Genomic DNA, 14369 nt, shown 5'->3' on the forward strand with positions numbered 1-14369 from the left:
GTCGAAACCCCCGGTCCTGCACAAGCCACAGACGAGGCGGACGCCGCCGAGGCCGGGTTCACGGTTGAGCTCGACGTCTTCACGGGACCCTTCGACGTCCTGCTCGACCTCATTGCCAAACGACGCCTGGACATCACCGACATCGCCTTAGCCGAGGTGACTGACGAGTTCCTCGCCTTCACTGCCCAGCTACGCGACACCGACCACGCGTCAACCACGGAGGGGCTCGAACAGCTCTCAAGCTTCCTCGTGGTGGCAGCAACTCTGCTCGACCTCAAAACAGCCCGCCTGCTGCCGCAGGGCCAAGTGGAAGATGAGCTCGACCTCGAACTTCTTGAAGCCCGCGACCTCCTGTTCGCCCGCCTGCTGCAGTACCGCGCCTACAAACAGGTGTCCCTGCTGTTCCGCGAGCAGATGACCGCAGCGGGCATGCGGATCCCGCGCACCCCCGAACTCGAAGAGAAGTTCCGCGACATCCTTCCGCCTCTTGAGTTCACAGCAACCCCGGAAGTCATCGCGGCCCTCTACGCCACGGCCATCAGCCGAGACCACACACCGCCGACCGTGGCAGTCGACCACCTGCACCTCGAGCACGTCAGCGTTGCCGAGCAGCGCTCCGTCATTCTGGGGGAGCTGGCCAGCCGCGGGCGAATTGACTTCGCAGAACTGGCGGCCAGTGCCGAAACCACACTCGTCGTGGTGGCGCGTTTCCTCGCGCTGCTGGAACTCTTCAAAGCCCACCTGTGCGATCTGCAGCAGGACACCCCGCTGGGGCCGCTGAGCGTCGTTGCCGCTGCCTCCGGCGAGGAGCTGCGCAGCGCCGACCTGGGCGAATCGGAACAGGACGCGGAACCGGACAGGGAGGACTGACGTGCGCGAAGACTGGTACGAAGCTCTCGAGGCGGTGCTCGTGATCTCCGCTGAACCGCTCACTGCCGACGACCTCGCCCAGGGGCTCGGCATTGACAAGGACTCCGTCGAAAAGGCACTGGCCGATCTGGCCGCCGACTATGACGGACACGGTGGTTCGGTTCGCCGAGGGTTTCAGCTTCGGGCATCCAACGGCGGGTGGCGCATCAGTTCGCGCGAAGAGCAGTTCGACAACGTCAAGGGCTTCCTCGTGCGAGGCCAATCATCGAAGATGTCGCAGGCGGCGCTGGAAACCCTTGCCGTCGTCGCCTACGCCCAGCCGGTCACCCGGGCGCGAATCTCCGCCATCCGCGGCGTCAACGTCGACGGGGTTGTGCGCACCCTCTTGATGCGCGGACTCATCGTCGAGGTCGACAGCGACGACGCTGGGGGAGCACGCCAGTACGTGACATCACAGGTGTTCCTCGAATCGATGGGCATCGACAGTCTCGACCAGCTTCCGGACATCGCCCCCTATCTGCCCGAAGACGTCCCCGCCGACGACTGAGGCCCGCGGGTGGGCCCTCGCCGGGCATAGCCGGCCCGGCCTCTGCGACAATGGGGGACATGAGCACGAAAGACTCTCGCCTCCCTGGCCACCCATCGAAAAGGCCCTCGCGTCGCAAGCGCGCCGAACGCCACCAGCCGTCGCGTGATGTGCACGCAAGCAACGGTGTGCGTCTGCAGAAGGTGCTCGCAGATGCCGGTCTCGGATCGCGCCGCTCGTGCGAACAGCTGATCGTCGACGGTCGCGTGTCGGTTGACGGCACGCAGGTGCGCGAACTCGGCACCCGCATCGATCCGGACAAGCAGCGCGTCGAAGTTGATGCAATGCCGATCACCACCCACACCGACAAGGTGTACCTCGCCTTCAACAAACCCCGGAAGGTCGTGTCCTCCATGGGCGACCCGGAGGGCCGGAAGAACCTCGATGACTACGTGGGCGACCGCCCCGAGCGGCTCTTCCACGTGGGACGGCTGGACTACGAAACTGAGGGCCTGCTCCTGCTGACCAACGACGGTGAACTCTCCAACCGCCTGTCGCACCCCTCCTACGAAATTCCGAAGACCTATCTGGCTCAGGTGCGCGGCACAATCGCCAAGGACGTCAGCGCTCGCCTGCGCGACGGAATCGAACTCGATGACGGCCTGGCCCACGCCGACAGCTTCAAGCTGATCGAAACGGTTCAGGGTGTCTCGCTCGTCGAAATCGTGCTGCACGAAGGCCGCAACCGCATTGTCCGTCGCATGATGGACGCTGTCGGCAACCCCGTCATCCGCCTGGTCCGCACGAAGTTCGGACCCATTGAACTGGCAGAGCAGCGACAGGGCAAAGTCCGCTCGCTGCGGCCGGACGAAATCGGCGCGCTGTTCGAAACGGTGAAGATGTGAACGTCCACATCATCGGCACTGGCCTGCTGGGCACATCGCTCGGGTTGGCCCTGACTAACGCGGGGCACCGGGTGACGCTGGAAGACCTGTCGCCGACCGCGGTCAACCTGGCCGCCGACATGGGGGCGGGCACCCGCGAAAACCCCACCGACCCGGACGTCGTCATCGTTGCCGCACCGCCGGACGTGTGCGCCGGCATCATCGTCACAGCACTGCGCACGTGGCCGCGGGCAACAGTCACCGACGTGGCCTCCGTCAAGGGAGCCATTCTCGCCCAGGTGCGCGAACAGACCCGTGAACGCGAACTCGACCGCTACATCGGCTCTCACCCCATGGCCGGACGCGAAAAGTCCGGGGCTATTGCAGCCCGCGGTGACCTCTTCACCGCGAGCCCCTGGGTGGTCTGCTCTGACGAGGACACCCCGAAAGAGCGCCTGGATCACATCGTCAACATAGCCGAAGCGGTCGGAGCAGCCGTTATCCACCTCGACCCCGACTTCCACGACTCCTCGGTCGCGCGAGTGTCCCACGCCCCGCAGGTTGTCGCCTCGCTCATGGCAGCCCAGCTGCGCGACATGCCGGCAGACGGGATCGCCCTGGCCGGTCAGGGCCTGCGCGACACCACGCGGATCGCAGACTCTGACCCCGGCCTGTGGACCCAGATTCTGTCTGGCAACGCGGCCGAAATCCGCACCGTCCTCAAAGGCCTGCGCGACGACCTCGACACCGTCATCAGCGCGCTTGACCTGGGGCCCGGCGCCTATGCTGCGCTCGCCGGAGCACTCGCGGCGGGCAACGAGGGGCGCGACAGGATCCCCGGCAAACACGGTTCCGCACCCACTCGATACTCCGTCGTCACAGTCGTCGTCGACGACACCCCGGGTGCCCTGGCGCGTCTGTTTGCTGACATCGGCGAACTCGGCGTCAACATCGAAGACATGCGAATGGACCACGCCACGGGCGTTAAACTGGGCTCCGTTGACGTTTCAGTCCTCCCGGCAAGTGAAATCGACCTCATCAGCGGCCTGCGGGAGCGCGGTTGGCGCCTGCCCGAAGCCGCACTCGAACAAGAAGGAACAGCATGACCACAGTTGCGATTGACGGGCCCAGCGGAGTCGGCAAATCGAGCGTTTCGCGCGAATCCGCTTCGCGTCTGGGCTTCGGCTACCTCGACACCGGTGCCATGTACCGCGCAGTGGTGTGGCTGTGCCTCAACCGCGGCGTTGAAGAACCCGGCGATGTCGTCGAGCAGATCCGCGGCTGCGACCTCGAAATCTCAACGGACCCGAAGAACTTCTACATCGAAGTCGACGGCATCGACGTCACCGAGGAAATCCGCACCGACGAAGTGACCTCCAACGCCACGATCGTCTCCGCTGTGCCCGACGCCAGGGCCGAACTGATCGAAAAGCAGCGCGAGATCATCAACGCGGCCGAACCCGGCATCGTCGTCGAAGGCCGCGACATCACGACCGTCGTCGCCCCGGATGCCGAAGTGCGCATCCTCATGACCGCACGCGATGAAGTTCGCATTGCCCGCCGCACCCAGCAGCTGCACGGCAGCGTTGACGAAGCGACGATGAAGGCGACCGCCGAAAACGTCATCGGCCGCGACAAAAAGGACTCGAAGACCACGAGCTTCCTCACCGCGGCAGACGGCGTGCACACACTCGACACCTCGGACATCGACTTCGAAGCTTCCGTGCAGGCAGTCCTCGACCTGGTGGAGGCGGCGCGTGGCTGAGGAGTACACCGGAACCCAAGACGATGATTTCGCGCGCCGGATCAGCGAAATCAGCGATGACGACGCGCAGAAGCGCGCCGAATCGTTGCTGGCCGGGCTGCAGGAATACGACCTCGAAGACGAAGACGCGGACCTGCTCAACGCCTATGGCGCAGGCTTTGACGATGACGACGAAGACGACGGCCCAGCGCCCGTGCTGGCCATTGTCGGCCGCCCGAACGTGGGCAAATCGTCGTTCGTCAACCGCATTCTCGGACGCCGCGAAGCTGTTGTAGAAGACGTCCCGGGAGTCACGCGCGACCGCGTGAGCTATCCCGCGCAGTGGGCCGGCCGCAAAATCACGCTTGTCGACACCGGCGGTTGGGACATCGACTCGAAGGGTATTGCTTCGCGCATTGCCGAACAGGCTGAAGTCGCCGTTGAACTCGCAGACGCCGTCGTCCTCGTCGTCGACGTGCGCACGGGTGTGACGGCAACTGACGAACACATTGTGCGCATGCTGCGCCGCACCAAGAAGCCGGTGCTGCTCGCGGCGAACAAGGTTGACAGCGACAAAGATCTGCTGAGCGCGGCAGAACTGTGGTCACTGGGCATGGGGGAGCCGCACCCAATTTCCGCCATGCACGGAAACGGTGTGGCAGACTTCCTCGATGAGGTTCTGAAGATCCTGCCCGAACAGTCGCAGATCGACCAGGCCATGGAACGCGGTGGACCGCGCCGCGTGGCTCTTGTCGGCCGACCAAATGTCGGCAAGTCTTCGCTGCTGAACAAGATCGTCGGCCACAAGCGGGTGGTCGTCGACAACGAAGCCGGCACCACCCGCGACCCGGTCGACGAACTGGTGGAGCTTGGCGGGCGGCAGTGGCGCTTCATCGACACCGCAGGCATTCGCAAGCGCTCAAAGAACGCCATCGGCTCAGAGTTCTATGCCTCGCTGCGCACTCAGACCGCGCTTGAGCGCTCCGAGGTTGCAGTGGTCCTGTTGGAGGCCAGCGAGGTCATCTCCGATCAGGACATGAAGATCATCCGCAACGTCATCGACGCCGGTCGCGGCCTCGTCGTGGCGTTCAACAAGTGGGACCTGCTGGATGATGAACGCCGGTGGAACCTGGAACGTGAGATCGAACGCGAGTTCGGCCACATCAGCTGGGCTCCGCGCGTCAACATCTCCGCCGAATCGGGTCGACACGTCGAACGGCTGGTCCCGGCCATGGAAACGGCGCTTGAGAGCTGGGAGAACCGCATTCCCACCGGCAAGCTCAACGCATTCCTGGCTGAGCTTGTCGCGGCCAACCCGCACCCGCTTCGGGGCGGCAAACAGCCGCGCATCCTGTTCGGAACCCAGGCCGGCAGCAGGCCGCCGAAGTTTGTTCTGTTCACCACCGGTTTCCTCGATCCTGGCTACCGCCGGTTCATCGAGCGGCGCCTGCGGGAGGTCTTCGACTTCGAAGGCACTCCGATTGAGATCTCCATGCGCATCCGCGAAAAGCGCAAGAAGCGCTGAGCTTCAACCGCGGCAGAAGGGGCCGGTGGGACTATGAGCGTCCCGCCGGCCCTTTCTGCCTTGTGGACAGCTCTTGCGGAAAGTTCTGACCGGGCGGTAGAAAAGAAAGCGCACCAGGTTTTCAGCAAAGACGCAGAACCACCAGGAGGAATGATCTATGGCACGCACAGCAATCGTCACCGGAGCCGCCCGCGGCATCGGCGCGGCAACAGCAAAACGCCTCGCAGCTGACGGTCACAAGGTCGCTGTATTCGACCTGAAGGAAGAAGACACGCGCGACACAGTTGAGGCGATCAAGGCGGCAGGTGGCGAAGCCATCGGCATCGGCGCTGACGTGTCGGATGAAGAACAGGTGCAGGCGGCGGTGAAGAAGACCGCTGACGAACTCGGCCCGCCCACGGTCTTGGTCAACAACGCCGGCATCATTCTGGACAATCTTCTGTTCAAGATGCCGCTGCACGACTTCCAGAAGGTGCTTGCCGTGCACCTGGAGGGCAACTTCCTCATGACGAAGGCCTGCCAGGAGTACATGGTGGCTGAGAAGTTCGGCCGCATCATCTCGCTGAGCTCCACATCGGCACTCGGCAACCGCGGTCAGTCGAACTATGCGGCCGCAAAGGCCGGCGTGCAGGGACTGACGAAGACCTACGCGATTGAACTGGGCAAGTTCGGGGTGACCGCCAACGCCATTGCTCCCGGATTCATCCAGACCGACATGACGAAGGCCACCGCCGAACGCGTCGGCATGGACTTTGAGTCCTTCGTCGAACGGGCTGTCAGCGCCATCCCGGTGGGACGCGGCGGCGTGCCCGAAGACATTGCAAACGCTGCGGCGTTCTTCGCTTCGGAAGCCAGCGGATTCGTGTCCGGTCAGGTTCTCTACGTCGCCGGCGGCCCCCGCGGCTGACTCAAGATCTCGCGGCTGACTCAAGACCCCGCGGCTGACGCATCACAGCCGAGTCGCCAACCCACATCCCACACAGGAGGACACATGACAGACGCAGTCATCGTTTCGACAGCGCGCACACCGATCGGCAAGGCCTACCGGGGCGCTTTCAACAACACCATGCCGCAGGAGCTTGCCGGCCACGCCATTAAGCACGCGGTCCAGCGAGCAGGCTTGGAAGGCCCTGAAGTCGACGACGTCATTCTCGGTGCGGCCGTCCAGCACGGTGCCCAGAGCACCAACTTGGGCCGCCAGGCCGCCATCCGGGCGGGCCTTCCCACCTCGGTCGCCGGTATGACGATCGACCGGCAGTGCGCTTCCGGCCTCATGGCGATTGCCACGGCGGCCAAGCAGATCATCGTCGACGGCTTCGACATCGCCGTCGGCGGGGGAGTCGAATCGATTTCGCTGGTCCAGAACGAACACTTCGCCGACCAGTACCGCTCCCGCGACCCATGGTTTGCCGAGCACCAGCCGGACCTCTACATGCCGATGCTGAAAACCGCAGAGGTCGTCGCCGCACGCTACGGTGTGTCCCGCGAAGTGCAGGACGAATACTCCTACCAGTCGCAGATGCGCACCGCCGCAGCACAGGAGGCAGGACGCTTCGATGATGAAATCGTCCCGCTGCCGTCGGTCAAGCTCGTCCAGGACAAAGAGACCAAGGAGATCTCCGAAGTCGAAACCGTTCTGGAACACGATGAGGGCAACCGCCCCTCCACCACACTGGAAGGACTGGCGGGACTGAACCCCGTTCTGCCGCCGGGGGACTACTCCGACAACCCGACGATCACCGCCGGCAATGCTTCACAGCTGTCCGACGGCGCTTCGGCCTCCGTCCTCATGTCCGCAGAAGAAGCATCCCGCCGTGGGCTTGAGCCCCTGGGCATCTACCGCGGCATTGCGGTTGCCGGTCTGGACCCGGACGAAATGGGCATCGGGCCGGTCTACGCCGTGCCCAAACTGCTCAAACAGCACGGTCTGACGATTGACGACATTGGCCTGTGGGAACTCAATGAGGCCTTCGCGGTGCAGGCTCTGTACTGCCGTGACCGCTTGGGTATTGACCCGGAGAAGTTCAACGTCAACGGCGGAGCGATCTCGGTGGGCCACCCGTACGGCATGTCCGGCGCCCGCCTCACTGGCCACGCTCTGCTGGAAGGCAAGCGCAGGGGAGCCAAGTACGTCGTCGTCACGATGTGCGTCGGCGGCGGTATGGGCGCTGCCGGTCTGTTCGAAGTCGCCTAACGCGCAAGCAGGGTGAGCCCCATCGGCTCATCCGGCTCACGCGGTCCATTCCGCAATCAGCGCCTGTGCCCCAGACCTTGGAAAAGGGTCCGGGGCACAGGCGCTGTCATTTGTTTTTGCGGGTGCTCACTTTCGGCAGAAAACTGCGCAGCGTCAACAGAGTTCCGTAGATGACCGAGAAGAGGACCAAACGGTAGAAGAATGTCAGGAAGTCGTTGATGTCGTAGATTTCTTCGCCGCCGGCGTCGACGACCACATTGTTGCCGCTGACGACTGTTTCGCCCTGTGATGGTTTTTCAACGATGGCTTCTCCAGTAAGATACTGGCCTTCTTCCAGGAACAGCTTTTCAAACGGGGCGTTGTAGATTGGATTTCCCGGCACGTCGAGCAGGGCGCTGATAAGAACCGCGCCCATGAACAGCAGGGTGCCGAACTTCGTCCACCCGTTGGAATAGAAGAGGAGGATCAGGAAGACTGCGAGAATCACCCCGGACGCAACCCAGGGAATCTCAAGCATCACGACGATCAGCATCATGGCAAGGTAGAAGAAAACCGCAACGGCGCCAAAAGACAGCAGGGCGCCAAGACCGCCGAGAATCATCCTGATCTGCGGTGGGAGGCCTTTATAGAATTTCTTCCAGAATTTCTTCACGCAATGCCCTTTGCTCGCCTGTGTTTTCGGCTCTTCATTGGATGATATTTTGGGCGGGTAAACGGCTGGTGAATTTCGTGTACCTCAAGAATTGATTCAGCGGAGCTGATTCGACTGATCGGGGAAACTCACCGGGCGTGCTTTTCTCTGCAGCCGGCAGCAGCCGTCTCGCAGTTTCGACGCGCTTTCATCTGTTGCCGCCCACGGAGCATGTCCTATTGTGTGAGAAGCGAAGGCCCTGCGCCGGCGCCCCAACCCACTGATCCACCCGTTCACAAAGACGTGAAAGGACGACAATGAGCTGGTTTGACGAACGCCCATGGTTGAAGACCGGTGCGCAGCACGAAGGCTATGGCCGCCCGATTCCCGACACCACGATGCTTCATCTGCTTGACGAGGCGGTGCGCACCACTTCTGATGGTCCCGCGATCCGCTATTGGGGCACGACCATCACCTACCGTGAATTCGACGCCTACGCACGGGCTTTTGCACAGGTTCTTGCCGACGGCGGCTTCGGGGCCGGCGACAGGCTGGGCCTGTACATGCAGAACGTGCCGGCGTTCCCGATTGCGGTGTTTGCCGCATGGAAGCTCGGCGGTCAGGTGGTCCCGCTCAACCCCATGTATCGGGGTGAACTCGAACACATCTTCAACGACTCGCAGCCTAAAGCGATTGTCGTGTCCGCTCACGCCTGGAACGACAGGGTCGCACAGTGGGCGCAGCACATCCCGCAGATCTTCACCGTCAGCGAAGACGACTTCATCACCGGCCAGCTGCCGCCTGCCATCGCGCCGCTGATGCAGAACACGGACACCGGCCAGACTGACTTCCTCACCGCCATCCGAACGGTCCTCGAGAGCGGAAACACCGACAGTGTTCCCACTGAACCCCCGGTCGGCCCAAAAGACCCGGCAATGATCGGCTACACCTCGGGAACGTCCGGCCGTTCAAAAGGTGCCGAGATCCTGCACGTGGCCATCGCCCACAACGCCCAGATGGCAAAAATCCAGAACGGCTACGGCCCGGAGCACTCCTACTTCACCCTGGCTCCGGTCTTCCACATTACGGGCTTCGTCACCCAGATGCTGGCAGCTGTTGCGTGCGCGAGCACGCTCGTCATGAACTACCGGTTCGAGCCGTCCTCGGTGCTGCGCATGCTGCGTGAAGAGAAGCCACACGCCATGGCCGGTCCGACAACCGCATTTCTCGCACTCTTGGCCCACCCTGAGTTCACCGGCACTGAGTTCGACAGCTTCACCGCGATCAACTCCGGCGGAGCACCCGTACCGGAAGCGCTCGTTGAAAAGTTCGAAGAGCGCACGGGACACTACGTCGGTCAGGGCTACGGCCTGACGGAAACCTCCGGCCAATCCGCCGCTGTGCCGCAGGGAATGCGCGCACCCGTTGACGAAAAGACCGGTACTCTGTCTGCTGGCCTGCCGCTGGCGGCCACGATGTATCGGATCATCGACCTTGACGGCAAAGAAGTCGGCCCCGGCGAGGTCGGAGAAATCTGTGTGAGCGGTCCCATCATCGCACGGTCCTACCTCAACAATCCCGAAGCCACCGCGGCCAATATTCCCGGCGGCGAACTGCGCACCGGGGACGTGGGCTACATGAACGAGGACGGCTGGCTGTTCATCATCGACCGCGTGAAGGACATGATCAACAGTTCTGGCTACAAGGTGTGGCCGCGCGAGGTCGAAGACGTCCTGTATCGGCATCCCGCCGTGATGGAAGCAGCCGTCGTCGGCGCTCCCGATGAGTACCGGGGCGAAACCGTCGCTGCTTTTGTCAGCCTCAAAGAAGGTCAGCAGGCAAGCGAGGACGAACTCATCGCCTTCTGCCGGGAACGCCTCGCTGCTTACAAGGCTCCGCACAGCGTGACGTTCATCGACGAGGTTCCGAAGAACGCCAGCGGCAAGATTCTGCGCCGTGAGGTCCGTCGCACGGCTGCCGAAGCCGCTGAAGCTTCTAGCACTGCCGGCTGACGCGTCACTGCACCCACCACCGCACACGCCGGTCTTCTCAGGGCCTTGAGCCTTTCGGGAGACCGGCGCTGTCATGCGGGGCGCTAGACTTTCGGCGATGTCACAACCGCCTGTCTCTCTTAACCGCGAAATCATCCGGCTGGCCCTGCCCGCGCTCGGTGCGCTGGCCGCGGAACCTGTTTTTCTTCTGGCTGACACCGCGATGGTGGGCCACCTGGGTGCTGATGCTCTGGGCAGCTTGGCCGTTGCCGGTGCTGTCGTCCAGACCGTTCTGGGGCTCATGATCTTCCTGGCCTACGCCACGACCCCGCGGGTTGCACGCAGGCTCGGCCGCGGTGACACCCGAGGCGCCGTTTCGGCCGGTTTCGACGGCATGTGGTTGGCTCTTGTCACCTCCGCAGTGCTGCTCGCTGCGGGTCTGCCTTTTCTGGAGAGCGTCGTAAAGCTTATCGGTCCGGCTCCCGAGGTGGTGCCGGGCGCGGTCTCGTATCTCACGATTTCGTGGTGGGGGCTTCCGTTCATGCTCGTCGTCATTGCGGCGACGGGCCTTCTGCGGGGTCTGCAGGATACGCGCACCCCGCTGATAGTCGCCGTCGGCGGTTTCGGGGTCAACATCGCGCTGAACGCCCTTTTCATCTACGGGCTCGACATGGGGGTTGCCGGTTCTGCTCTGGGGACGGTGACTGCCCACGGGCTCATGTGCACCGTGTATGTGGTTATCGCTTTTCGCGCAGCAACCCGGTACGGGGCCAGTCTGCGGCCCGACTGGGCGGGCGTGCTGTTTGCAGCCCGCACCTCCGGATGGCTGCTGCTGCGCAATGCGGCTCTGCGGACTGCGCTCATCATCCTGGTAAGCCTCGCTGCCGTGCGCGGTACGGCTGAACTCGCTGCCCTGCAGATCGCGCAGACGCTCTTCAATTCCCTGGCACTCGTGCTTGATTCTCTGGCCATAGCGGGTCAGGCTCTCGTAGGCCTGCAGATCGGCCGGCGGGATCGGGCGATGGTGCACGCCGTCAACCGCCGTCTGGTTCTGTGGGGAGTGGGCTTCGGCTGCATTGTCGGAGCACTCCTCGCCGCGGTATCACCGTGGGTGGGCCGCTTCTTCACGTCTGACCCGCAGGTCATCGACATCACGCTGCAGCTGGTGATCGTGTTGGCCATCAGCCTGCCGTTGGCAGGCTATGTCTTCACAATCGACGGCATCCTCATGGGGGCAGAGGACGCCCGCTACCTGGCGCTCGCCCAGGTGGGTGCCTGTGCGGGCTTTGCAATCCTCGCGTTCACGGCCGAAGCCCTGTGGCCGAGCATCGTGGTGCTGTGGGCGTGCTTTGCGATCGGCTTCGTGGCCTTCCGCGCCATCGGCCTGGGCGTGCGCATGCGGGCGGACACGTGGATCATCCGCGCGGAGAAGCTACAGTGAGTGCCATGGACATCACACCTCTTGAACCCGGCAGCCAGGACGAGCTGCGTCCCTTTGCGGACATGGTTCCCGGCGCGCCCGCTGACTGCGATCAGGGGCTCATTGCCCGCGTTTCGGGTCAGCCTGTCGGAGCGGCGTGGCTGAAAGACGACGGCCCGGCCGCAGCGGGCTTTGTCGGTGAGGGCATTCCGCAGGTCTATGTCGCGGTTGCCGAAGAACACCAGGGCGAAGGGCTGGGAACGAAGCTTCTGAGCGGAGTGCTCTCACTTGCCCGCATGTCCGGCGCGACCGCCGTCAGCGCCGCAATAGCCGAAGCGAACGAAGCTCAGGAGCTCTTCGGCCGGCTGGGCTTCACCGATGTGGGCTTCGGCGAGGGCACATACGTACTGTTGGCCGATCTCAGCGAGCGCTCATGACACACCCCTTGGACGAAGCCGTCCGCTTCACCACCACCAATTCTGACGATTCCGGCGCCACGCTGCGCGCAGCAACCCACCCCGCGTACAACAACATGGTCGGCCCCTTTGGCGGGATCACGGCAGCACAGCTGCTGGCCGCAGTTCAGCAGCACCCCGCAGCCCAGGGAAACCCTGCCGCCCAAACCCTCAACTACACATCGCCGGTGGAGTACGGCGAGTTCGACATTCACCTGGAGCTGGTGCAGACGAACAACTCGAACCAGCACTGGAACGTGCGTATTACGCAGGGGGAGCGCACACCGGTCACCGGCAGCGTCGTCTTCACGTCCGAGCGTGACACCTTTGCGCATCAAGAAGCGCGTTTGCCGCAGGTGCCGGGCCCAGAAGAGTGCGAGTCGGCTCCGCCCGTGAATGATCTGCGCTGGCTGGACAACTACGAGTTCCGCTTTGCCCGCGGCGCCTATGAGATGGGCCGCGAACACGACGACTCCGAGTCCGTCTACTGGCTGCGCCACACACCCAGCCGCCACTGGGACGCACCCTCTTTGGCCAGTGCCGCGGATTCCTTCTTCCCGCGCATTTTTCTGCGCACCGGCAAACCGCACCCGGCAGCCACGATCTCACTGACCACGTACTTCCTGGGCGCGCCGGAAGAATACGCATCCGCGGGCGAATACGTGCTCTGCCAGGGCCGCGCACAGCGTTTCGGCGGAGGAACCGCAGATCAGAGCGCCCGCCTGTTCAGCTCCGAAGGGCACCTGCTGGTCTCAACTCACCAGCTGACGTACTTCCGCGGCTGAGCGCTCCGGAAGTCCCCACCAAAAAGTACGAGGTGCCGCTCAGGTGAGCGGCACCTCGTGCTTCTTCTGGCTGGGGTCAGGGGAGAGCCGGCTTGCGTATCAGGCGTTCTTCGCCGGGAAGCGGCGCAGGCCCTCCACGAGAGCGTCACGGTCGCCGGCAAAGCAGACGCGCACCCAGCCTTCGCCGAAGCTGCCGAACGCGGTGCCCGGAGCGACCGCCACGCGGTGCTCCCGCAGGAAGTTCTGCGCCCATGCGCCGACATCGCCGGCGGAGTCGTGGCTGACGTTGACGAAAAGGTAGAAACCGCCGGCGGGGTTGACGTATTCAATGCCGAGCTCATCAAGCACTTCGAGAGCGGCACGCCGGTTCTCGGTGTAGTGGTCACGCGCAGCTTCGAGGTCGTCCTGCGGGCCTGCAACCGCGGCAATCGCAGCGTACTGCGACGGAGTGTTGACACAGCTTGCATTGGCTTCCTGGACCGCGGCAAAGCGCACGTCGAGGCCCTTGGGCAGCACCAGGTAGCCCAGGCGGGCACCCGTGAGCGCGTAGCTCTTCGACAGCGAGTACACCGACATCACCCGGCCCTCGGTGTCGAACACCGCCGGCGAGGTGAAGGGAACCTGCGCGTCTTCGAACAGAATGTGCTCGTAGACCTCATCGCTGATGACCCACAGGTCGTGGCGCTTGGCGAAGTCCATGATCTGCTCAATAAGGGCAGGCGGGATGACAGTGCCCAGAGGGTTGGACGGGCTGTTGATGAGAATCGCCTTCGTCTTCTCGGTCACGAGACCCTCGAGCACGTCAAGGCGCGGCAGGAATCCGTCTTCGGGGTTCAGGTGGTAGGCAACCGGTGTGGCGCTCATGAGCATGGGAGTCATGAAGAACGTGGCGTATCCGGGGTCTGGCACGAGGATTTCGTCACCCGGGTCGAGCGCCATGCTCATGGCCACGTTGAGCGCCTGCGAACCGCCGGCAGCGACGTTGATCTGATCGGGATCGACCGTGTAGCCGTTGTAGGTGCGCAGCTTCTGGGCAAGAGTTTCACGCAGTTCGTCAATGCCCTGGTTGGCGGTGTAGCTCAGGTCGTCGCGCAGCCAGGCGTCAGCGCCGGCCTTCTTCACGTGCTCCGATACAGGCAGGCTGGGTTCGCCGACAGACAGGTCGATGACATTGTCCATTTTTGCGGCGAGTTCGAAGACCGCGCGAATACCGGAATCGGGAACATTGGCAGCGCGCTGGCTCAGCTTCGGCATGGGGACTCCTCGGGGGCACTATGAAATAACTGTCAGGGATGTGCACACAGTCAATCACGCGGTTTCAGTCTTGAAAAGAGCAGCGTATAG

Annotated in this window: 14 protein-coding genes; 12 read left to right on the forward strand and 2 right to left on the reverse strand. The window is 63.4% G+C overall.

The window, feature by feature from the left end:
- Window positions 1-111: 111 nt before the first annotated feature.
- From HMPREF3087_RS00355 to HMPREF3087_RS00390, 8 genes are all read left to right on the forward strand, one after another.
- A complete protein-coding gene (locus HMPREF3087_RS00355) occupies window positions 112-870 on the forward strand; it encodes a segregation and condensation protein A (protein ID WP_083271937.1) in 759 nt (252 codons plus the stop codon).
- Between the two features lies 1 nt (window position 871).
- On the forward strand, window positions 872-1417 hold the full coding sequence (gene scpB / locus HMPREF3087_RS00360; protein WP_070427654.1) for an SMC-Scp complex subunit ScpB: 546 nt from the start codon (window positions 872-874) through the stop codon (window positions 1415-1417).
- Between the two features lie 59 nt (window positions 1418-1476).
- The gene (locus tag HMPREF3087_RS00365; protein WP_070427655.1) at window positions 1477-2301 is read left to right on the forward strand and encodes a pseudouridine synthase; all 825 of its coding nucleotides are present in this window, start codon (window positions 1477-1479) and stop codon (window positions 2299-2301) included.
- The gene (locus HMPREF3087_RS00370) at window positions 2298-3386 is read left to right on the forward strand and encodes a prephenate dehydrogenase (RefSeq protein WP_061944356.1); all 1089 of its coding nucleotides are present in this window, start codon (window positions 2298-2300) and stop codon (window positions 3384-3386) included. Before HMPREF3087_RS00365 ends, HMPREF3087_RS00370 begins: the two co-directional genes overlap by 4 nt.
- Window positions 3383-4045 (forward strand): (d)CMP kinase, encoded by a 663-nt coding sequence (gene cmk / locus HMPREF3087_RS00375; protein WP_061944359.1) that lies wholly within the window; start codon window positions 3383-3385, stop codon window positions 4043-4045. Before HMPREF3087_RS00370 ends, cmk begins: the two co-directional genes overlap by 4 nt.
- A complete protein-coding gene (gene der / locus HMPREF3087_RS00380; RefSeq protein ID WP_070427656.1) occupies window positions 4038-5549 on the forward strand; it encodes a ribosome biogenesis GTPase Der in 1512 nt (503 codons plus the stop codon). The genes cmk and der overlap by 8 nt, the downstream gene beginning before the upstream one ends.
- A gap of 157 nt (window positions 5550-5706) precedes the next feature.
- A complete protein-coding gene (locus tag HMPREF3087_RS00385) occupies window positions 5707-6456 on the forward strand; it encodes an SDR family oxidoreductase (protein ID WP_070427657.1) in 750 nt (249 codons plus the stop codon).
- A gap of 84 nt (window positions 6457-6540) precedes the next feature.
- Window positions 6541-7743, forward strand: coding sequence for an acetyl-CoA C-acyltransferase (locus tag HMPREF3087_RS00390; RefSeq protein ID WP_070427658.1), 1203 nt, complete (start codon window positions 6541-6543; stop codon window positions 7741-7743).
- Between the two features lie 106 nt (window positions 7744-7849).
- Here HMPREF3087_RS00390 and HMPREF3087_RS00395 read toward each other — a convergent pair whose 3' ends face one another.
- Window positions 7850-8395 carry a hypothetical protein gene (locus HMPREF3087_RS00395; protein WP_141738830.1) on the reverse strand — a complete coding sequence of 182 codons (546 nt, stop codon included), beginning with the start codon at window positions 8393-8395 and terminating at the stop codon, window positions 7850-7852.
- A gap of 296 nt (window positions 8396-8691) precedes the next feature.
- Between HMPREF3087_RS00395 and HMPREF3087_RS00400 the strand changes: the two genes are divergently transcribed.
- From HMPREF3087_RS00400 to HMPREF3087_RS00415, 4 genes are all read left to right on the forward strand, one after another.
- Window positions 8692-10386: an AMP-binding protein gene (locus tag HMPREF3087_RS00400; RefSeq protein ID WP_070427660.1), complete on the forward strand. Its 1695-nt coding sequence runs from the start codon at window positions 8692-8694 to the stop codon at window positions 10384-10386.
- 97 nt (window positions 10387-10483) lie between these two features.
- Complete coding sequence (locus HMPREF3087_RS00405) at window positions 10484-11806, forward strand: MATE family efflux transporter (RefSeq protein ID WP_070427661.1); 1323 nt, start codon at window positions 10484-10486, stop codon at window positions 11804-11806.
- 5 nt (window positions 11807-11811) lie between these two features.
- Window positions 11812-12222, forward strand: a complete 411-nt coding sequence (locus HMPREF3087_RS00410) for a GNAT family N-acetyltransferase (protein ID WP_141738831.1) — start codon at window positions 11812-11814, stop codon at window positions 12220-12222.
- Window positions 12219-13025 (forward strand): acyl-CoA thioesterase, encoded by an 807-nt coding sequence (locus HMPREF3087_RS00415; protein ID WP_070427663.1) that lies wholly within the window; start codon window positions 12219-12221, stop codon window positions 13023-13025. The genes HMPREF3087_RS00410 and HMPREF3087_RS00415 overlap by 4 nt, the downstream gene beginning before the upstream one ends.
- Before the next feature lie 99 nt (window positions 13026-13124).
- Here HMPREF3087_RS00415 and HMPREF3087_RS00420 read toward each other — a convergent pair whose 3' ends face one another.
- Window positions 13125-14279: a pyridoxal phosphate-dependent aminotransferase gene (locus HMPREF3087_RS00420; RefSeq protein WP_070427664.1), complete on the reverse strand. Its 1155-nt coding sequence runs from the start codon at window positions 14277-14279 to the stop codon at window positions 13125-13127.
- Between the last annotated feature and the right edge of the window lie 90 nt (window positions 14280-14369).

This window comes from Brevibacterium sp. HMSC22B09 (assembly GCF_001806795.1).
GTDB lineage: Bacteria > Actinomycetota > Actinomycetes > Actinomycetales > Brevibacteriaceae > Brevibacterium > Brevibacterium ravenspurgense.

Excerpts from the sequence above, each read along its gene's own strand:
- HMPREF3087_RS00365 (WP_070427655.1), top strand. The coding sequence starts at position 1,477 with ATGAGCACGAAAGACTCTCGCCTCCCTGGCCACCCATCGAAAAGGCCC.
- cmk (WP_061944359.1), top strand. The coding sequence starts at position 3,383 with ATGACCACAGTTGCGATTGACGGGCCCAGCGGAGTCGGCAAATCGAGC.
- HMPREF3087_RS00385 (WP_070427657.1), top strand. The coding sequence starts at position 5,707 with ATGGCACGCACAGCAATCGTCACCGGAGCCGCCCGCGGCATCGGCGCG.
- HMPREF3087_RS00390 (WP_070427658.1), top strand. The coding sequence starts at position 6,541 with ATGACAGACGCAGTCATCGTTTCGACAGCGCGCACACCGATCGGCAAG.
- HMPREF3087_RS00400 (WP_070427660.1), top strand. The coding sequence starts at position 8,692 with ATGAGCTGGTTTGACGAACGCCCATGGTTGAAGACCGGTGCGCAGCAC.
- HMPREF3087_RS00405 (WP_070427661.1), top strand. The coding sequence starts at position 10,484 with ATGTCACAACCGCCTGTCTCTCTTAACCGCGAAATCATCCGGCTGGCC.
- HMPREF3087_RS00410 (WP_141738831.1), top strand. The coding sequence starts at position 11,812 with ATGGACATCACACCTCTTGAACCCGGCAGCCAGGACGAGCTGCGTCCC.
- HMPREF3087_RS00415 (WP_070427663.1), top strand. The coding sequence starts at position 12,219 with ATGACACACCCCTTGGACGAAGCCGTCCGCTTCACCACCACCAATTCT.
- HMPREF3087_RS00420 (WP_070427664.1), bottom strand. The coding sequence starts at position 14,279 with ATGCCGAAGCTGAGCCAGCGCGCTGCCAATGTTCCCGATTCCGGTATT.